Origin of the sequence: Thalassolituus sp. (assembly GCF_034111725.1) — a bacterium.
GTDB lineage: Bacteria > Pseudomonadota > Gammaproteobacteria > Pseudomonadales > Oceanobacteraceae > Thalassolituus.
The window spans coordinates 40,594-59,923 of sequence record NZ_JAWUWR010000038.1 but is presented as its reverse complement, the minus strand read 5'-3'; the positions used below and the strand labels follow the sequence as shown (position 1 = coordinate 59,923).

The following is a 19,330-nucleotide window of genomic DNA, read 5'->3' as shown; positions in this document are numbered from 1 at the left end:
CGCGCCGTCCTCGTCGATCATTTGTGCTGATTGTTGGCCGCTCATGGCCATTGCCATGACGGCCATACGTACGGCAATGCCGTAGCTAACTTGGTTAAGAATGACGGATTGCGGGCCATCGGCAACAGCGGATTCAATTTCCACGCCGCGGTTAATCGGCCCCGGATGCATGACGATGGCACCTGGTTTGGCTAGGGCTAACTTTTCTTCGGTTAAGCCATACAGCTTGAAAAATTCGCTTTCGCTAGGCAATAAAGCATTTTGCATACGCTCTTTTTGCAGACGCAGCATGATAACTACATCGCAGTCCGCTAGGCCTTGATTCATGTTGTAAAAAGGTCGTGCGCCTAACGCATCGATGTCTCGTGGTAGCAATGTACCTGGGCCAATAACGCGCACTTCCGCAGCGCCGAGTGTGCGCAGAGCATGAATCTGTGAGCGGGCAACGCGTGAGTGCAAAATATCCCCTACGATGGCGACGACCTTGCCTTCAATACTGCCGGTATGGCGGCGAATGGTGAGCATATCGAGCATGGCTTGGGTTGGATGCGCATGGCGTCCGTCACCAGCATTGATAATGGCAACGTTCGGTGTTACGTGTTCGGCAATAAAGTGTGCCGCACCGGAATCTGCATGGCGTACAACGAACATATCGCTGTACATCGCCTCTAGATTCCACAAAGTGTCCATCAACGTTTCGCCTTTCGCCGTAGCAGACTTAGCGATATCTAAATTTAGAATGTCTGCTGATAAGCGCTTGGCTGCTAGCTCGAATGTTGAACGTGTGCGCGTACTGTTTTCAAAGAACAGGTTTACCACGGTTTTACCGCGCAACAGAGGAACGGTTTTTACCGCACGCTCTTGTGTACTGATAAACGAATCGGCGGTATCGAGAATTTCGGTAAGCAGTTCGCGGCTGAGTCCTTCCGTGGTGAGGAAATGTTTCAGGCGTCCGTCTTCCGTCAACTGAACCTTGCTGGGATCGGTAGTCATAGGGCACTACTTTATAAGTTGTAGATAATAAGCGTTAAAATTCGGTTGTGATCTGCGTCGTTTATGCGCTCAAGCCAACGATAATGTCAGCGGGTTCGGCCCACCTAACTTGATCAATTGACCTTCGTTTAAGGCGATGGTAGCACCGCATAAATCTGGCTGAATTGGCAGTTCACGACGGCCGATATCCAGTAGGCACACTAGGCTAATACTGGCTGGGCGACCATAATCAAATAACTCGTTCATGGCGGCGCGAATGGTACGGCCGCTCATGATGACGTCATCGACTAAAATAATGTGGCGATCTTCAATGCTGTCTGGCAGTTCCGACCCTTTTACTTGCGGGTGCAAACCGTGACGAGTGAAGTCATCGCGATAAAAACTGATATCCAACACGCTGATGTCAGCGTTTGGATTTAAATACTGTTGCAGGCGCTGGGCGACCCAAACTCCACCCGTGCGGATGCCAACCAAAAGAGGATCGTCTAAACCACGCTCGGCGGCGAAGGTTTTGATTTGTTCGCCTAACGATTCACACGTTTGTTCAATATCGGGCAAATTCATCTAGATTCTCCTTGCTCGCGGGGATGTGCGGTCATCCAGCTTTCTAGTATTAGTTGGGCAGCAATACCGTCGACCGAGTTTTCGCCGAAGTTTCTATTTCCGCCTTCAGCAATAACGATACCTTTTGCTTCATAGCTTGTCAGACGTTCATCGTGCGTATAAGCAGGACGATGAAAACGGCCTTCAAGTCGTTTGGCGAATTTTGCCGCACGGCGACTCATTTCGCTATCACTACCGTCCATATTGAGTGGTAATCCGACAATAAAAGCATCCGGCTGCCATTCAGTGACAATACGTTGCAATAGGTCCCAATCCGGCACGCCATCTCGCGCTTTGATCGGTGCTAACGGATTGGCACTTGCTGTAATGCGCTGGCCAATGGCGATGCCTATGCGCTGAGTGCCAAAATCGAATCCCATAAAACTATTGAAACGTTCCGGAATAACTATCTCAGGCATGGCCGGCATCGCTGCTTAAAAATTCGGCACTAATGCCTAGTGTGCTTAGAGCTATGTTGTAAAGATCGTGGATGTCCGTTTCGAATATCAGCTCTGGTGTGGCCTCTAACGTAATCCATGAGTTTTCGCGTAGCTCTTTATCGAGCTGCTGCGCACTCCAGCCTGCATAGCCTAATCCCAGCAAATAATGCCGAGGCCCGGCGCCCGTGGCGATCGCTTCAAGAATATCTTTAGAAGATGTTAGATGTGATTGCTCGGTAACATTGAGCGTGGATTCCCAATTGCCTTGTTCACGATGCAGGATAAAACCATTTTCTTGGCTGACGGGGCCACCACACAATATTTCTGCATTTACGGATGGCAAGCGAGGGATTTCGAGTTGGTCGCAGACTTCAGCAAAATCGAAATCCAAAGGGCGATTGAGTACCACGCCCATGGCGCCGTCTTGGTTGTGTTCACACATATAAGTGACGGTACCCGCAAACCAAGTGTCTTCGAGTTGCGGCATGGCTATTAAGAGATGATTGCGCAGGCTTTTGATTTCTTTCATTACTCAGTGCCCGAAAGGTAGCGGTTGCCTTTGAACTGCCAAGTTCGAATGATTTCGAGTAAATCCATATCGCTGCGCATTTCCTCTGAAAAAGGAGCAAAGGGAGCAGCGAGACGCACGATTCGCAGAGCCGCATCATCAAGAATTTTGCGCCCCGAAGACTCTAATATTCGCAATTCGTTAATAGTGCCGTTGGGATTGATGGCAACTAGAATCCGCAAGCGACAGTCGTTGTAACAGTTCTCGGCTTCGCGCGGATAATTAATGGCGCCCATCTGTTCGACTTTATGACGCCAGCTATTTACGTAGTAAGCGTCACTGGCTTTCATGGTCGATGCGGCTGTTAAGCGCTGAACTCGCGGCTGTTTAGCGTAGGTTTGACGCAAGCTATCAAGCTTGGCCTCTAAACTGGCCATTTCTAAGCTGCGCTGCAATAAACTTTTTTGCGGACCTTCAGGTAGATCGCTTGGGGTTACCGTTTCGTCCGGGCGACTGGTTTCTTGTTTGGTAACGCTTTTGGTCGCAGTGACTATTTGTTGGCGTGTGACGTCATTTTGCTTCGGAGCGGTCGGGATTTGCTCTTTGGCAACGTTGTCACGAATTTCATTGGCGTGGAAAACAGCCTCGACGTCGGTGGTGAGCATTTTGGCTTCATCGAGGGTGCCGCTGCCTTCTTGATTCTCTTGGGCGAGGAAGTCAGCTTTTTCCGGCGCTTTATCACTTCTATAAGCGGCGAGCGTGATCTCTAGCGTTGACGCTATGCTGCTGCGGTCGCTGGCTTGAAAGCTGATGCCCAGAACTACCATGGCGTGCACTAATATCGCGAGAAATAGCGCAAAGGTGAGTCTGTCTGTACTGGTCACGGTGGTTTCAGCCATGCGTGCAGGTTTACCCGTTCTTATCACAGTGGAAAAATCTGCTGCAAGTCTGCGCTTATTGGGCAGTTTTGTCCACCGAGGCACACCATCAGACAGGCTACGCCGCGCGTGATTGCGCGGCGTTTTTGCGTTAACGTTTAGCTAATAAAGCGTCAATCAATTGAGTGGCGACATCAATGCCGCTATCACGACTGATTTCGCGCACACAGGTAGGGCTTGTGACGTTAATTTCAGTGACGTAGTTGCCGATGATATCTAAGCCTACAAAGTACAATCCGCGCGCCTTCAGTTCTGGACCTATCTTCTCGGCAATTGCGCGGTCGCTATCAGACAACGGCTGAGTGACGCCGCGGCCACCGGCCGCTAAATTACCACGGGTTTCGCCATCGGCTGGGATGCGAGCTAAACAGTAGGGAACCGGTTCACCATCAATCATCAAAATACGCTTATCACCAGCGGTAATATCAGGAATAAAGCGCTGTGCCATGATTTGCTGCTGACCATGGTTAGTCAGTGTTTCTATGATGACGCTGACATTAGGGTCGTCTTGTCTTAGACGGAAAATGGACGAGCCACCCATACCATCAAGCGGTTTGAAAATAACGTCGCCGTGCTCGCGGTGAAACTGTTTTAGTAGGTCCGAACGGCGAGTCACTATGGTTGGCGACATCAAATCTGCGAAGGCGGTAGCAAAAACCTTCTCGTTACAGTCGCGCAGGCTTTGCGGCTTATTTGCAACCAGTACGCCTTCTTGTTCTGCGCGTTCAAGAATGTAGGTGCTGTAAATGAATTCACCATCGAACGGAGGGTCTTTGCGCATTAAAATAATGTCGAGATCGGCAAGTAAGCGGTCTTGGTATTCACCCAGATCAAACCAGTGATCTGGGTTCATCGCGACTTTTATCGGTGCCATGCGTCCGTATGCTCGGCCCGCTTGGATGGATAAATCGGCCTGTTCCATATAAAACAATTCGCAGCCGCGTTCTTGCGCTGCATTTAATAGTGCCAGGGAGGTATCTTTTTTGAAGTTGATTTGACCGATAGGGTCCATGACGATGCCAAGCTTGATACTCATATGGGCTCCGAAAGAGTTCTATTTTGTGATGCGTGTCCCAGTGTACCGCATGCTCAGCCCTTATGTAGCCGAGATTTGCGACCGCCGCCGCTAGCCTGCCCTCTTAATGTATGGTACAAAAGTGCACAGCAATGTCTATGCGGCTTTGGGGATGGTAATTTTTAGCGGCGCTTCGTGTTAATCGGCCAAATGAAATTACCTTATGGCAAGACTTGTTCTAGCCCTAGGGCACCTACTAAAAAAACAAAGAATTGGATGGTTGAAGGCCTCCCTATGGACGAGAATTTTCAAGATATTAAGGTCATGGTGATCGACGACAGTAAGACGATTCGCCGCACGGCGGAGACCTTGCTAAAAAAAGTCGGCTGTGAAGTATTTACAGCGACAGATGGTTTTGATGCATTGGCAAAAATTGCCGACACCAATCCAGATATTATTTTCGTCGATATTATGATGCCGCGTTTGGATGGTTATCAGACGTGTGCGTTGATTAAAAATAATTCTAAATTTAAATCTACACCAGTCATAATGCTTTCAAGTAAAGATGGTCTGTTCGATAAGTCCAAGGGACGTATCGTAGGTTCTGATGAATATTTGACTAAGCCGTTCAGTAAAGAAGAACTGCTTGGCTCTATTCGCCAGTACGTTAAGTAACACGACATCGATAGAATTAGGTAAGGGGTAGCAGGCATGGCTCGCATTTTAGTAGTGGATGATTCTCCAACAGAGACGGAAGCTTTCCGTTCCGTGCTGGAGAAGCATGGCCATGAGGTGCTGAATGCAGAAAACGGTGCTGATGGTGTGGCTGTCGCCCGTCAAGAGAAACCGGATGTGGTATTGATGGATATCGTTATGCCCGGCCTTAATGGCTTTCAGGCGACGCGTCAGTTAACCCGCAATCCGGAGACGAAACACATTCCCGTCATTATCGTGACCACCAAAGATCAAGAAACGGATCGCGTCTGGGGCAAGCGTCAGGGAGCTTCTGGCTATCTGGTTAAGCCTGTGACGGAGGCTCGACTCTTGTCTGAAATTGAAGCTGTTCGGGCGGTTGATGAATGATGCACCCGTTTGAATACCTGCAAAACATTGAACAGCAGAGCCGTTTCAATGCGTCGGCATTGCCGCAGCAGGTAGAAAGCGTTGCAACATGGCGTGGTATTGGTTTTATGCTCGCTGGGCAATCCTATGTTGCGAATATGGCGGAGGTTGTAGAAATTCTGCAGCCACCGCGCGTAACTCGGGTGCCCGGTGTTAAAAATTGGGTGATGGGTATTGCCAATGTTCGCGGACGCATGGTCTCAGTAATGGATCTGGCAGGATTACTTAATCTGCCGGTGAAAACTGGATGGCGGAGTCAGCGTGTATTGGTGATCGAGCAGAACGATCATTTAGTTGGTTTGTTAGTGGATGCTGTATTGGGGATGCAGACCTTTCCGGTTGACCGGGAAGTGCCTGTCACAGATTTGCCAGAGTCATTGGTGAGATTTGTGGAAAGAGGATTTGGCCGAGATGGTCGAGTTTGGCCGGTACTTCAATTGAGTGGAATAACTCAATCGCCGGAATTCCTGCACATCGCCGTATAAATTCGGTTAAAACAAGAATAAACCTGCCTTCTTTAAGGCAGATATAAATGAAATGCATGCAGTGAGTTGGAGAGGACGGCATGAGCGGAAATACAAGTAGCGCTAATTCAACAGCGTTCAGTAACCGGGCAAATAGTATTCTGGCGGCCCTGCTGGTGGTTTTTCTGGGGGTGTTCGTTGGTATCACCGTCTGGGTAAACATTCTGGCGGATCGTGATGAACAGTACATCGAACACGCAGGTGAATTGCGAGTACTGTCTCAGGAATTGGCTAAAAACGCGGTGGAAGCAGCGGGCGGTAAAGAAGACGCCTTCGGTCAATTACGTGAAGCGCGTGATAAGTTTGCGACTCGTTGGGTTTATTTAACCAAGGGTGATACGGCGAATAATTTACCGGCAGCAGAAGTAGCCACTATGACCGGCGTGCAAGGTGTATGGGAAACTGTACAAGGTAACGCTGACCAAATTATTCGATCACAAGAAATTATTCTGTCGTTGCACGAAGTTGCGGCAACACTGGCAGAAACAATTCCGCAGTTGCAGGTTGAGTATGACGAGATTGTAGAGCTACTCCTCGATAGTGGTGCTCCGGCCGAGCAGGTTGCAGTTGCTCAGCGTCAGTCTTGGTTAGCTGAGCGTATTGTACGTTCGGTCAACAAAGTACTTACTGGTGGTGAAGATGCGGTAATGGCTGCGGATGCTTTCGGTCGAGATGCGTCGTTATTCGGTCGGGTATTAAACGGTATGATTCAAGGCAATATTGCCATGAACATTTCACAAGTCACCAACGAAGAAGCTATCTACGCTTTAGCCGAAGTTGCTGAGTTGTTTGAATTTGTATCGGGTTCGGTGGATGAGATTTTGGAAACTTCGCCAGAATTATTTCAGGTGCGTGAAGCATCGGATAGCATCTTCCGTGATTCTCAGACTCTGTTAGAGCAAACATCGACTTTGACTGAAACCATTCAAAGTAATGCTGAACAGCGCGGACGTTTGCAGTTGATCGGTTACTTAGCCGCTTTCTTAGCCTTGATGTCTTTAGTGGGCATGGGTGCTGTGTCTATTCGTGAAACGCGCCGTAATCAAGAAGATACGCAACGTCAGAGTGACCAAAACCAAGTCGCGATTTTACGTCTTCTCGATGAAATTGCCGATCTTGCAGATGGTGATTTGGCGGCTTCTGCAACGGTAACCGAAGATTTCACGGGTGCGATTGCTGACGCGATCAACTACGCCATCGATCAGATGCGCTCGTTGGTATCTGCGATCAACGAAACCGCGGTACAGGTATCGTCAGCGGCACAAGAAACACAGGCAACGGCAATGCATTTGGCTGAAGCATCTGAACACCAAGCGCAAGAGATTGCCGGTGCTTCTGCTGCGATTAACGAAATGGCGGTGTCGATTGACCAAGTATCGGCGAACGCCTCTGAATCGTCTGCGGTTGCGGAGCGGTCGGTTGCGATCGCGAATAAAGGTGCTGAAGTGGTACAAGCGACCATCAACGGCATGGATAACATCCGTGAGCAGATTCAAGAAACGTCTAAACGTATTAAACGTCTGGGTGAATCGTCACAGGAGATTGGTGACATCATCTCTTTGATTACTGATATTGCTGACCAAACCAACATTCTGTCGTTGAACGCCGCTATTCAGGCTTCGATGGCTGGTGATGCGGGTCGAGGCTTCGCGGTAGTTGCGGACGAAGTTCAGCGTCTAGCAGAACGTTCAGCTGCGGCAACCAAGCAGATTGAAGCTCTGGTTAAGACGATTCAGAACGATACCAACGAAGCCGTTATCTCGATGGAACAAACCACGACGGAAGTGGTGCGTGGTGCACGCCTAGCGCAAGATGCGGGTGTTGCTCTTGAAGAAATTGAAACCGTATCGAAGAACCTTGCGGAATTGATTCAAAACATCTCTAACGCCGCGCGTCAGCAGGCTTCGTCTGCGGGTCATATTTCGAATACGATGAATGTTATTCAAGAAATTACCTCGCAAACGTCTGCCGGTACCACTGCAACGGCACGTTCGATTGGTAACCTTGCTGAAATGGCGAACATGCTACGTGAATCAGTGGCAGGCTTTAAGCTGCCAGAGGCTTCCGACTTTGACTTGGGCGAGCGAGAAGCGCTGTAACGCGCTTCTAGCGGCGGATGAACGCCTATGAATCAGCCGTTACGCACGATAGGTTTGAGTACTGTCCCTGAACTGGATGACCAGCAGTTCGTTCGCTGGCAAGCATTGCTAGAAGAACGAACGGGTATGTGCATGCCAATTCAGCGCCGCTCATTTTTGCAGACAAGTCTAGGTTTGCGCATGCTCGAAGTCGGTTGTCGAGATTACGATGCGTACTATCAGATGCTGCTTGATGGTCCAGCCGGCGTCATGGAATGGAGTGTTTTGGTTGATCGTTTAACCGTGCAAGAAACACGTTTTTTCCGTGATCCAGATGCTTTTGCTTTGGTTGAGGAGTACTTACAAGCTCATGCACCTAGCTTGCAACAATCCGGTCAGACCGTGGGATTGTGGAGTGTTGGCTGTTCTTCTGGGGAAGAGGCTTACAGTTTGTCGATGCTAGCTGAGCGTTTATTAGAACCTTTTGGTGGGTGCTATGCGGTTACTGGCACAGACATATCGACCATAGTTTTGCGTAAGGCACGAGCTGGCGTTTATTCAATTCGTGCGTTAGAGCGAATTCCAGAACTATACCGCGATCATGTGATTGCAGGTCAAAATGCGAAAAAATTTCAGATCGCTGAACGGTTGCGCTCGCGCTGCTGTTTCAGTCAGGTCAATATTCTTAATCTCAAGAGCTGTCCGCTGCAATCTCAGCACATTATCTACTGTCAAAACGTGCTGATTTACTTTCGTCGCTGGCGGCGCCGAGAAATTCTTGATGCGCTGGCTCAGCGCCTTGCTCCCGGTGGCTTATTGGTCATCGGTCTGGGGGAAATGGTGGACTGGCAACATCCGTTATTAGAACAGGTACACAGCAGCCGCGTATCGGCCTTTGTGCGTAAGCAATCGAACTCGTCATGGGAGAGCGCAAGGCGATGAGTCAGGACTACATCGCCCTGGAATGGGTAAAAGGGGAAATCAAAGAAACTCTGCAACAGGCGCAGCAAGCGTTAGAATTGTATGTAGAGCAGCCCCAAGACAAGAGCCGTTTGAGTTTCTGTTTAAGCTACCTGCACCAAGTGCACGGCACGCTGCAGATGGTTGAATTCTATGGCGCTGCATTGCTGGCCGAAGAAATGGAAGCGGTAGCAAGTGATCTAGCGTCTGGCGCACTCAGTCATGAACAAGACGGCTTAGAGGTATTGATGCAGGCTATTATCCAGCTGCCGCATTACCTTGAGCACGTTAAGATTGGTCGACGTGATTTACCGGTTGTCTTGTTACCAATTTTGAATGAACTGCGCTCCACTCGCGGTGAAAACTTTCTGTCTGAAACCTCATTGTTTACCCCCGTTATTGCTCACAATCCTATTTTATCGGCTGAGCAGTTAGCCGCATTTGATGCCGGCAATTTTTCGCAATGGCTGCGTAAGACCCGCCAAATGATGCAGGCTGCAACTTTGCAGCTGTTGCAAAATCGCGAACCCGATCTCGCTCGTCATTATCTGAATAAGCTATTTGCGCGTTTGAATAAAGCGTTAGGCGGAACGCCGCAAGGTGTTATCTGGTTACCCGCTTTGGCGTTTAGTGAATGGCTGATGCGTCAGGATAGTTTACCAAAAAGTGCCAAAGTTCTGTTGCGCCAGTTGGATCAAGTATTGAAGCAGGCCGTCGATGAAGGGGCGTCTGCACTTAATCGACCACCTGCTGACGATTTACTAAAGAATTTATTGTTTTATGTGGCACGCACAGATACTCGCGGCGATGCTATTCGTTTGGTTCAGAAGCGCTTTGAATTACACGATTCCTTACCGACTGAAGACGAGCTACAGCACGAACGTGATGCGTTCGCTGGCCCTGGTTCAGATGCGATTGGTAGCGCGCTTACTGCTTTAATTGATGAAATTAATGCCATTAAAGAACGCTTAGATTTATTGGTGCGCGGTTCGCAAGAGCGTGTGCCAGTACTTAACGATGTTCGCGTGAGTATCAAGCAGATTGCCGACACTATGGGTATGCTTGGTTTGGGGATGCCGCGTAAGGTGATGCAGGAACAAGAGCAAGCTATCTTAGTCCTTCTTGAAAACGACGATGCAAGCGATGATGCATTATTGGATGTTGCGGGAGCCTTGCTCTACGTCGAAGCAACGCTGAGTGGTATGCAACGTGCTGGTGATTTAAATAGCACGCCAAGCGATAGTGCTATGTCGGACGCGCAAAAAGCCGTTCTACGTGAAGCTCGCAACGTTATTGAACAGATTAAGGATGCGATTGTTGCCTTTATCGCGCATCAATGGTCGCCTGCAGAGTTATCTGCAGTGCCGAGCTTGCTGCATAGCACTGAAGGTTCAATAAATATGATACCTCTGCCTCGAGTTGCAGCGGTATTGGCGGAGTTGGCAACGTTTGTAGAGCAAGCGCTGCTGGTTGCTTCGCCGAAGCAAGATTGGCAGTTGATGGATTTGCTGGCCGAAGTACTAAGTGGAACCGAATACTATCTTGAACGTTATGCCGATGTTGCAGAAGGCACGGATGATCAGTTGCTGACTCGCGTTGAAAATGCGTTGGGCCATTTGATGTTGTCAGCCGATTTAGTTCGTGACGGCGATTCGACTGAGGATGCGGGTAGTGAATTATTAAATGATGTTTTTACCAGCGCTAATAGCGTTGATGACAGCATTGAGGTGACTTCATTTAACGATGCATTGGATGCCGAAGACGAGGCAGAGAATGATAACGATGCATTTGGCTTAGATGCCGATAACGACGAAGAAACGATTGAATTAGAAGATTTAGCGCCGGTCCTTGAACTTACAGATAGCGATGACGTAGAAGAGATCGAGGTTGTTGAAGCGAATGCCGAGACACCTTTGGGTGCTACTTCGGTCGTGACTCAAAGTGACGAAGACGATGATTTAATCGATGAAGAGATCATCGAAGTCTTTTTGGAAGAAGCCGCCGAGGTTATCGAAACCTTAAATGACAGCTGGCCTACTTTTAGCGCCCAAAATGATGATCAGGAAGCGCTAAGTACAGTACGTCGCGCTTTCCATACCCTAAAGGGCAGTGGTCGTATGGTCCGCGCGATGGATATTGGCGAGCTGTCTTGGTCGATTGAAAATATGTTCAATCGTGTATTGGACGAAACGATCGAAATATCCGCTCCGCTGTTAGCCTTGGTTGATCATGTCATTACTTTGCTTCCAGGATTAGTTGAAGATTTCCGTTTGCAGCAAGCGCCCTCTATCGATCCGCAACCTTTGATGGATTTCGCTTTCGCAATCGCCAAAGGCGAAGACGCTAGTGACTTGCCGATTGTCGGCGCAATTGCATTGGCGGAAGTAGCAGAAGAAGGCGGCGACGAATTCGAAGAGTTTGATACGTCTGCTCGAGAGTTAGACGAAGATGATTTAGCGCTTATCGATATATTTATTGGTGAAGCAGAAGTTCATCTGGCGACTGTAAATGCCTTTATTCGTGACTCGTGGGATAACGATTTTTTAAATCCTATCAGCGATGATCTCCAGCGTGCTCTTCATACCTTGAAGGGCAGTGCTCACATGGCGGGCTTAACAGCATTTGCAGACATAGCGTCGCCAATGGAGCGGTTGGTTAAAGAATTACGTGCTTATCAGGCGAAGAATTGTACCGCGTTAATTGATGTCTTAGAGCAAGGTGAAGCGGTTTTACGCAGTGTGTTATCACCTGGGCAGTTGGCAACACTAACTAGCATTGATGGCTCTAAAAAGCTGCAAAAGCATTTACGTAAGCTAGAGCAGACTCTGCTTAAACCATTGCAGGATGAACAAAATCCACAGACACCTAATCCTGAAGCGATTGCGCGTTTTTTATCCGGTGGTATGGATTCGTTACTAGAAGCGGAAGACCTGTTGCAGCGTTGGCAAATCACGGCCGATGCTTCGATCTTATCGGCAATGATTGATGATCTAGGTTCTGTAGCGCAAGGCGCTCAAGAAGCTGAATTGCCTATGGTTCAGGCGTTAACAGAAGGCCTAGAAGAATTTTATATCAACATTCGCGAACAGGACGTCCCTCCGTCTGAAGAGTTGATTGATTTTGCTACCAATGCCCATGAGGAATTGTTGGGTATGATGGATTGCTTGGCCGCTGGTCAAGATATTCCAGCAGCAACCGAAACACTGAGTCGCTTGCATGAATGGCCGCTAAATGTCATCACGACTCCCTCTTTTGTTCCATCTGGTGATTTTGAGTTCGATGAGACCGATGGTGAAGATGAATCTGAAGCCGTCATTGAGGTGTTACCTGTTAATGATGCGATTGACTCATTAGAAGACGACATTGCCGCGCTAGAACCTGAGTCAGCAGAAGTTGAGTGGCTCCCTGAAGTTACTAGCTCGGAAGAGCAGGTTGATCGTGAGGAAGAAGAAGACGATCTTATTCTCGATATCTTCTTGGAAGAAGCTGATGAAATATCAGAAACCATAGAGTCTGTTTTACAGAATTGGCAGCAGTCGCCGGATAACTTGCTACCTGTCGCGCAATTGCAGCGTGAATTGCATACCATGAAAGGTGGTGCGCGCATGGCGGAGCTGCCAGAAATAGCGGCTCTGTGTCATGAATTAGAAACGCTGTACGAACGTTTGAATGACGGTGTTCTTGAACGCGACGAAGCAACATTCCCATTATTGCAGCGCGCTCACGATACCCTTGCTGAGCAGTTGCAAGCAGTGCGTCGTGGGGATTTACCCGATGATGCAGCGGCGTTGATCGCCGAAGTTCATAGCTATTTGACGGTATCTACGCCCGAAGCTTTTGCAGAGTATGTACCTCAATCGATGGCGAAAGACGCAGTGCATTCTGAATCTGCCGATGACGCTGATCGTGAAATCCTTGAGATTTTTCTAGAAGAAGCGGGTGAGCTACAAGAAGCACTTGACCGCGCCTTGCATCATTGGGAACAAGAACCGGATTCCCGTGCGGGAGCCGATGAAGCGCAACGTGTACTTCACACTCTCAAAGGTGGCGCGCGTCTATCTGGGTTAAAGGATATCGGCGATCTTGCGCATGATTTCGAGTCCGATATTCAGAAAGCGTTAGACCGCAACGCCCGTTGTGATGACGCTTTCTTTAAACACGCTTACCAGCGTCATGACGCCATCGTGGTGCGCATTGAAGCTTTGGCTGCCATGTTGAATGGCGAAGGCGCACTTGCACATGACTCTGGTGATCGTTTAATTGAAGTTGCTGACGAAATGCCAGTAGCCGAAGTGGAAGAGAATACCTCTGACGATATTATCGATACCGCAGTTGTCGATGGTGACGTTGATACTGGCGAGCAGTCTTTAGTACCGCTGGTTGAAAGTAAGCCTTCCAACGTATTGCCATTACGTCGTGAGCAGCCAAAAGTACCCGCTCAAGCGGTTGCTAGCCCTGCGAACAGTCAACGTAAAGCACCAACTGAATTAGTTAAAGTCTCCGCAGATCTACTTGATAACTTGGTTAACCTTGCCGGTGAAACCGCGATTGGTCGTGGACGTTTGGAACAGCAAGTTAGCGACTTTTCCCATACGCTTGGCGATATGGATATGACGTTGGAGCGTTTACGCGACCAGTTACGTCGTCTTGATCAAGAAACCGAAGCGCAAGTGCTATTCCGTCAAGAGCGTCAAGGTCCTAACTATGATGATTTCGATCCGTTAGAAATGGACCGCTACTCGTCGATGCAGCAGTTGTCGCGAGCGCTAATGGAATCGGCGTCGGATTTGATCGACCTGAAAGACACACTCACACATAAAACTCGCGACGCTGAAACCTTATTGTTGCAACAAAGCCGTGTGAATACCGAGCTACAAGAAGGCTTGATGAAAACGCGCATGGTGCCGTTCCAGCGCTTGGTGCCACGTCTACGTCGTATCGTGCGTCAGGTAAGCCTAGAGCTGAACAAACAGGTTGATTTGCGTGTTTATAACGCTGAAGGCGAAATGGACCGCACTATTCTTGAGCGCATGATCTCGCCTTTGGAACATATGGTTCGTAACGCCGTCGATCATGGTATTGAGCACACAGAACAGCGCCTTCAATCCGGTAAAGATGCACAAGGTAGCATTGAACTCGACATTCGCCGCGATGGCGGTGATGTCGTTCTTACCATGCGTGATGACGGTAAAGGTATCAACTTAGAAGCCGTTCGTCGTAAAGCTATTGAGCGTGGAATGACCACGCCGGATGCCCGTTTGACCGAAGAAGAAGTGATGCAATTTATTTTGCAGCCAGGCTTCTCAACGGCAGAAGTCGTGACTCAGATTTCTGGTCGCGGTGTTGGTATGGACGTCGTCAGCAGTGAAATTAAACAAATGGGTGGTAGCGTTGAGATTCGCTCCAATCCAGGTATTGGTACCGAGTTTGAAGTTCGCCTGCCATTTACCGTATCGGTAAATCGCGCCTTGATGGTTCGCGTTGGTGATGACTTATATGCCGTACCGTTAAACAACATCCAAGGTATCGTGCGCGCTTCTGTGGCAGAGCTGCAAAGCTTGTACGAACAGCCCGTTAGCGAGCGCCGTTTTGAATACGCTGGCAACGACTATCGTTTGGATTATTTGGGTGCGATGCTCGATGTTGAAGCTCAACCGAAAGTAACGGCTCAGCATTTACCGCTACCACTGTTGTTAATCCGCGGCTCAGTGCCTTTTGCCTTACAAGTCGATTCACTGCTGGGTTCGCGTGAAATTGTTGTAAAGAGCTTAGGTCCGCAGTTTGCTAGCGTGATGGGTATTTCGGGCGGCACCATTCTGGGGGATGGTAGCGTTGTTATCATTCTTGATTTGCCAGCCATGATTCGTACTCAATCAAGTTTGGAATATCAACGCGCTAAAGCACTCGATATGCAAGAAGCTGAACGTCGCCACGAACAAGAGCGTCGTTTACCACGCGTCTTGGTTGTCGATGACTCGGTGACTGTACGTAAGGTAACGACTCGCTTACTTGAACGTCATGGAATGGAAGTGTTCACGGCTAAAGACGGTGTCCATGCGATGGAAACATTGCAAGATCATCGTCCAGACGTGATGTTGCTGGATATCGAAATGCCGCGCATGGATGGTTTCGAGGTTGCGTCTCTCGTACGCCACGATGCTCGATTAAAAGACATTCCGATTATTATGATTACCTCTCGTACTGGTGATAAACACCGCGAGCGGGCCATGAGTATTGGTGTGAATGAATATCTAGGTAAGCCGTTCCAAGAAGACCGTTTGTTAGCGTGTATTAATTCATTCTTGGGGAACGAGGACGCTTAAATGTCATTGTCGCGGGTTGCCATAATAGCCGATGACCGGCTGCAGCAGCACCTGCTTAACGACACGCTGGTGCGATTGGGGTTTAAGGTGGTATTTAACCTGCAACCCAACCGCATCGGTGATTTACAACTGCATACGGTAGAAACCGATGTATGGCTTGTTGATATTTATGAAGACGGCGATTCACTCGATTGGCTCGAACATCTGTTAGATGGTCATATCCCAGTGTTAATAGGAATGGAACGAGCGCCGCAAAAAAGCTGCCCGACCTTTCTGCGCTGGGAAAAGCGACTGCTCTGCAAGCTGCGTGAACTTACACACGCTCCAGCGTTGGGTGCAAGTGCCGATGATATCTTGATGGATCGAGCGCCAGCGAAAGACATAAACAACGTTAATTCTGCTTTGCCAGCGATCCCACTGCCAGACGTACTAACCCGCACAGACTCGCAGGAGCCTTTGCAAATATGGGTATTGGGTGCATCTATTGGTGGCCCCGAGGCAGTGAAGCAATTTTTAGATGCTTTGCCTAGCGGACTGCCGATTGCATTTGTTTATGCTCAGCATATTGACCCTCGTTTTGAGCATGCGTTGTGTTCAGCTGTCGGTCGTCATGGGCAGTACAATGTGCGTAACTTTGAAAACGGCCTGCAATTGCAGATTGGTGATGTACTTGTCGCACCCATAGAAGACGAATTTCAAATACTAGCGTCTGGCATATGCCAGACACTAGGCAAAGCTTGGCCAGGCCCTTATGGCCCTTCTATCGATCAGGTATTGATTAACCTCCATGCTCATTATCAGCACAGATTTAATTGTATTTTATTTAGTGGAATGGGCAGTGACGGTTCTGAAGCGGTATTAGGTTTAAGTGGCTGTGAAAATATATGGGTACAGACCCCAGAAAATTGTGCCAGTGGCTCCATGCCTGAAAGTGCAATAGGCACCGGACGAGTGACATTTATAGGAACGCCTTACCAGCTTGCATTGCAGTTGGTTCAGAGCGTAAAACAACATTGGGTAGAAACTCATGACACAAGTCGTAACAACCACAGTGGAAAAGAACATCCAAGTAGACTGCCTACTGGTTCCACTCAAAGATAAACACTTACTGTTACCGAACGTCAGTGTTGCGGAAGTTATTCCGTTCTCGCATTTGCTAACGACTAACTCAAGCGCCGACTGGGTGTTGGGGCGAATAGATTGGCGAGGCACTTTAGTGCCAGCGATCTGTTACGAAATGCTTAATAACCAAAGCGCTCCAGCACCTAACCCAAATGCTCGCTTTATTATCGTTAATGGCGTTGGTGCTCATGCGGATATGCCGTTTTACGCTCTCCTTGTACAAGGTATCCCGAAGCTAATGCACGTTCATAAAGACGAAATTCAGCAAGTGGATGCAATGAATATGGGGTCATTTGACGGTATGGCGGTTACGGTGGATGGCGATAATGCTATGATCCCCGACCTTGAGAGGGTTGAGATTACTCTTCTCGATGCAATTTGATGATTGCGACTAATGTGAGAAATACTTCCAATTATGGGATTTAAGCAGAATTTAATAATGTTGATTTTGATTGTCTCAGGTTGCTGAGTTGAACGTATTTATTATTGAAACAGAATTGCAGTTAATATCTTATGTTGCGATTTCTAAAATAGAAAATGAAACTAATACACTTGCTTTTGTAACAAGCCAAGTTCTTCTAGAATATCTATTGTCTATCGGTCATCGGAATGTATCGTTAATTGATCGGAGCCATAAAGGCGGATGGATAGGGAAGGTTCGATTTTTGCGTAAATGTTACGTTAAAGTTGAAGCGGAAATATTGAAAACTCTTGCTTATGGAGAAACGCTAAAGCTTTTCACTCCACGAATTGATAGTTTATATAATAACTTTATTTTTGCCGGCCTTACTTCACGCTTCAATGTTGAGCTATGTTTGATTCCGGACGGTGCTATCAGTTTTTTCAGCGTAGATTTGTCGCAAGAGAAAAAATCATTGTTAAAAAAATGGAATATGCTCTTTTCAGTTTTACCCTTTTTGAAAATGAAAGCTTTAGTTTTCGAAGGGGATGAGTTAGGAGGGGATCTGGCGAGTAATATTTACTGTTTTGGTAATGTCGCTATGAAGTACCCTGAAAGTAAAATTCGTCGCATATCATTTCCATACGGGGATGAATTTAAAAAGGCTATTAATACTGAAGCTAAAGTACTTATTGTTGGTCAAAATATACAGCGTTATAACTTAGCTTCAACAGATTATGTATTGTCTGTCGAAAGAAAGATTGCAGATGTGATTCGTGATCTTGATCCAATTGTTGTTGATTACGCTAAGCACCCTCGCTCTTTTTTGAATGAATTCAAAATTGAAAATAGTCAAGACGTCGTTAGTGATGCTCTTTGTGTAGAGCAACTCATTGTTCAGCGTGGATACACACATGTTTTGTCTTGTTATAGTTCTGCCTTGATTAATGCGAAGCTAATTGCAGAGGAGCGTATTGAAGCAATATCGGTTGGTGTGTTAGATTTTCCATTCTCCGATGAGCGTCAGAGAGAGCAATTGCTAAGCGTTTTTTCTCAATTAAATGTTCACGTTGTGTCGCTTTGATTTTTTTGTTGATAGCTATATATGCTGAAGCCCATTAGGATTCCCAATAACGTTATATGCTTATCTGCTAGATACTTCATAAATAAGAAGTCTACGGTTATAGAATAACCAGTTATTGTTACCATCCCAACAAGTAAAGGAAGGTTATAGGGTTTGTATTTTAGTGATTCAAATATCAGTGAAGATATAAAGAGTGATAGCAGTATTAGCCCTGGAAATCCTGTTGTTGCAAGTGTATTGAAGTACAAGCTATGAGCTTGGCTGAATGCTCCACGGTTATTCTGGGGATTCAAGAAACAATTATTCGATGTGGCCTCTGTTGCTTGCTTAAATGTGTGAGTGCCGCTGCCGAATATAGGGTGATCTAAGGCAATGCAAGTGGAAGCTTTCCACATTTCAATACGCTGCCCGCTCGAGCTTGATTTTGCCGATTCTGATGTTGATAAAATATTCTTGGCTCCCGTTATAACTCTACCGCCAAAGTCAGTATTGTATAAGGCCAGTACTGCCAGTCCAGTTAGTAAAATCGAAATTAAAAATGTCTTATAATTTCTGCTGTAGATTGAGAAAAATATAACGATTGCAATTAAAGATAATACATTTCCTCGAGTTTCAGATTGATAGGCTGCGTACAAATAACATAGGAAGGATAGTATAGAGAGAACTTGATAATTTAAGTGTTTTCTAAGTTGGAACCACATACTTATGGAGACGGCGGCCAGCAGCAATGCGCCATTTCCGAAGGTCACGGCGTTTTCATCACCGCCTATGCGCTGAAAGCCTGGGGATGAGGCTTGTTCTATGTAACTAATAATGCTGTAGCTGATCGCACCAGCTAACAAGGAAAGAGTAAGATGTTTAGCGGTTAGCCGACTTTTTACAGCAAATATAATTATTAAAGGCAGTAGTAAGAAACGAATTTCTGACTCCAAATTTATCAGTGGTGGAGACAGCTTAGAGACGATAGTTGATATTAGGCACCATGTGAAAAACAAACATCCGACAATGAGTGTTTTTTTGTATTTTTTAATTACATCAATAATATCTGTGTTCGTGAAAACAAAAAAAAGTCCAAGCAACCAAAAGGCTATAGTAAAATCTGTTGTCATGCTTCGCTTAATCGGTTGCGATGCTAAGAATCCAGCGAATAGAACGGTTGCTAGCCAAGGCTGTATTCTGTGCCAAATATATGACAAATCGGTTGGTGTTGCTATATTCAC

General features: G+C 47.4%; 16 protein-coding genes. 9 read left to right on the top strand and 7 right to left on the bottom strand.

Annotation, left to right across the window (positions count from 1 at the left end):
* From UXZ23_RS05765 to gshB, 6 genes are all read right to left on the bottom strand, one after another.
* A partial coding sequence (locus UXZ23_RS05765) for an aspartate carbamoyltransferase catalytic subunit (protein ID WP_320819676.1) occupies positions 1–993 on the bottom strand: 993 nt, incomplete at its 3' end.
* Positions 994–1,062: 69 nt separating this feature from the next.
* A complete protein-coding gene (gene pyrR, locus UXZ23_RS05760) occupies positions 1,063–1,557 on the bottom strand; it encodes a bifunctional pyr operon transcriptional regulator/uracil phosphoribosyltransferase PyrR (RefSeq protein WP_320819675.1) in 495 nt (164 codons plus the stop codon).
* Positions 1,554–2,015, bottom strand: coding sequence for a Holliday junction resolvase RuvX (ruvX, locus tag UXZ23_RS05755; protein ID WP_320819674.1), 462 nt, complete (start codon positions 2,013–2,015; stop codon positions 1,554–1,556). Before ruvX ends, pyrR begins: the two co-directional genes overlap by 4 nt.
* Complete coding sequence (locus UXZ23_RS05750) at positions 2,008–2,565, bottom strand: YqgE/AlgH family protein (RefSeq protein ID WP_320819673.1); 558 nt, start codon at positions 2,563–2,565, stop codon at positions 2,008–2,010. Before UXZ23_RS05750 ends, ruvX begins: the two co-directional genes overlap by 8 nt.
* Complete coding sequence (locus tag UXZ23_RS05745; protein ID WP_320819672.1) at positions 2,565–3,443, bottom strand: energy transducer TonB; 879 nt, start codon at positions 3,441–3,443, stop codon at positions 2,565–2,567. Before UXZ23_RS05745 ends, UXZ23_RS05750 begins: the two co-directional genes overlap by 1 nt.
* A gap of 130 nt (positions 3,444–3,573) precedes the next feature.
* On the bottom strand, positions 3,574–4,518 hold the full coding sequence (gene gshB, locus UXZ23_RS05740; RefSeq protein ID WP_320819671.1) for a glutathione synthase: 945 nt from the start codon (positions 4,516–4,518) through the stop codon (positions 3,574–3,576).
* A 273-nt stretch (positions 4,519–4,791) separates the two neighbouring features.
* Here gshB and pilG point away from each other — a divergent pair, with 273 nt between their 5' ends.
* The 9 genes from pilG to UXZ23_RS05695 all read left to right on the top strand — a co-directional run bounded on the left by pilG (position 4,792) and on the right by UXZ23_RS05695 (position 18,110).
* The gene (pilG, locus tag UXZ23_RS05735) at positions 4,792–5,172 is read left to right on the top strand and encodes a twitching motility response regulator PilG (protein WP_320819670.1); all 381 of its coding nucleotides are present in this window, start codon (positions 4,792–4,794) and stop codon (positions 5,170–5,172) included.
* Positions 5,173–5,208: 36 nt separating this feature from the next.
* Positions 5,209–5,580: a twitching motility response regulator PilH gene (gene pilH, locus UXZ23_RS05730; protein WP_015485461.1), complete on the top strand. Its 372-nt coding sequence runs from the start codon at positions 5,209–5,211 to the stop codon at positions 5,578–5,580.
* Complete coding sequence (locus UXZ23_RS05725; RefSeq protein ID WP_320819669.1) at positions 5,577–6,104, top strand: chemotaxis protein CheW; 528 nt, start codon at positions 5,577–5,579, stop codon at positions 6,102–6,104. The genes pilH and UXZ23_RS05725 overlap by 4 nt, the downstream gene beginning before the upstream one ends.
* 80 nt (positions 6,105–6,184) lie before the next feature.
* Positions 6,185–8,242 carry a methyl-accepting chemotaxis protein gene (locus UXZ23_RS05720; RefSeq protein WP_320819668.1) on the top strand — a complete coding sequence of 686 codons (2,058 nt, stop codon included), beginning with the start codon at positions 6,185–6,187 and terminating at the stop codon, positions 8,240–8,242.
* Positions 8,243–8,269: 27 nt separating this feature from the next.
* Positions 8,270–9,163 carry a CheR family methyltransferase gene (locus UXZ23_RS05715; protein WP_320819667.1) on the top strand — a complete coding sequence of 298 codons (894 nt, stop codon included), beginning with the start codon at positions 8,270–8,272 and terminating at the stop codon, positions 9,161–9,163.
* The gene (locus UXZ23_RS05710; protein WP_320819666.1) at positions 9,160–15,504 is read left to right on the top strand and encodes an Hpt domain-containing protein; all 6,345 of its coding nucleotides are present in this window, start codon (positions 9,160–9,162) and stop codon (positions 15,502–15,504) included. Before UXZ23_RS05715 ends, UXZ23_RS05710 begins: the two co-directional genes overlap by 4 nt.
* Positions 15,505–16,605: a chemotaxis protein CheB gene (locus UXZ23_RS05705; RefSeq protein ID WP_320819665.1), complete on the top strand. Its 1,101-nt coding sequence runs from the start codon at positions 15,505–15,507 to the stop codon at positions 16,603–16,605.
* Positions 16,532–17,008: a chemotaxis protein CheW gene (locus UXZ23_RS05700; RefSeq protein ID WP_320819664.1), complete on the top strand. Its 477-nt coding sequence runs from the start codon at positions 16,532–16,534 to the stop codon at positions 17,006–17,008. The genes UXZ23_RS05705 and UXZ23_RS05700 overlap by 74 nt, the downstream gene beginning before the upstream one ends.
* An 88-nt stretch (positions 17,009–17,096) precedes the next feature.
* On the top strand, positions 17,097–18,110 hold the full coding sequence (locus UXZ23_RS05695; RefSeq protein ID WP_320819663.1) for a polysialyltransferase family glycosyltransferase: 1,014 nt from the start codon (positions 17,097–17,099) through the stop codon (positions 18,108–18,110).
* On the opposite strand, the gene UXZ23_RS05690 is transcribed toward UXZ23_RS05695, so the two are convergent.
* Complete coding sequence (locus UXZ23_RS05690; protein ID WP_320819662.1) at positions 18,092–19,330, bottom strand: O-antigen ligase family protein; 1,239 nt, start codon at positions 19,328–19,330, stop codon at positions 18,092–18,094. The two genes, UXZ23_RS05695 and UXZ23_RS05690, sit on opposite strands and share 19 nt — an antisense overlap.

Excerpts from the sequence above, each read along its gene's own strand:
- pyrR (WP_320819675.1), bottom strand. The coding sequence starts at position 1,557 with ATGAATTTGCCCGATATTGAACAAACGTGTGAATCGTTAGGCGAACAA.
- ruvX (WP_320819674.1), bottom strand. The coding sequence starts at position 2,015 with ATGCCTGAGATAGTTATTCCGGAACGTTTCAATAGTTTTATGGGATTC.
- UXZ23_RS05750 (WP_320819673.1), bottom strand. The coding sequence starts at position 2,565 with ATGAAAGAAATCAAAAGCCTGCGCAATCATCTCTTAATAGCCATGCCG.
- UXZ23_RS05745 (WP_320819672.1), bottom strand. The coding sequence starts at position 3,443 with ATGGCTGAAACCACCGTGACCAGTACAGACAGACTCACCTTTGCGCTA.
- gshB (WP_320819671.1), bottom strand. The coding sequence starts at position 4,518 with ATGAGTATCAAGCTTGGCATCGTCATGGACCCTATCGGTCAAATCAAC.
- pilG (WP_320819670.1), top strand. The coding sequence starts at position 4,792 with ATGGACGAGAATTTTCAAGATATTAAGGTCATGGTGATCGACGACAGT.
- pilH (WP_015485461.1), top strand. The coding sequence starts at position 5,209 with ATGGCTCGCATTTTAGTAGTGGATGATTCTCCAACAGAGACGGAAGCT.
- UXZ23_RS05725 (WP_320819669.1), top strand. The coding sequence starts at position 5,577 with ATGATGCACCCGTTTGAATACCTGCAAAACATTGAACAGCAGAGCCGT.
- UXZ23_RS05720 (WP_320819668.1), top strand. The coding sequence starts at position 6,185 with ATGAGCGGAAATACAAGTAGCGCTAATTCAACAGCGTTCAGTAACCGG.
- UXZ23_RS05715 (WP_320819667.1), top strand. The coding sequence starts at position 8,270 with ATGAATCAGCCGTTACGCACGATAGGTTTGAGTACTGTCCCTGAACTG.
- UXZ23_RS05710 (WP_320819666.1), top strand. The coding sequence starts at position 9,160 with ATGAGTCAGGACTACATCGCCCTGGAATGGGTAAAAGGGGAAATCAAA.
- UXZ23_RS05705 (WP_320819665.1), top strand. The coding sequence starts at position 15,505 with ATGTCATTGTCGCGGGTTGCCATAATAGCCGATGACCGGCTGCAGCAG.
- UXZ23_RS05700 (WP_320819664.1), top strand. The coding sequence starts at position 16,532 with ATGACACAAGTCGTAACAACCACAGTGGAAAAGAACATCCAAGTAGAC.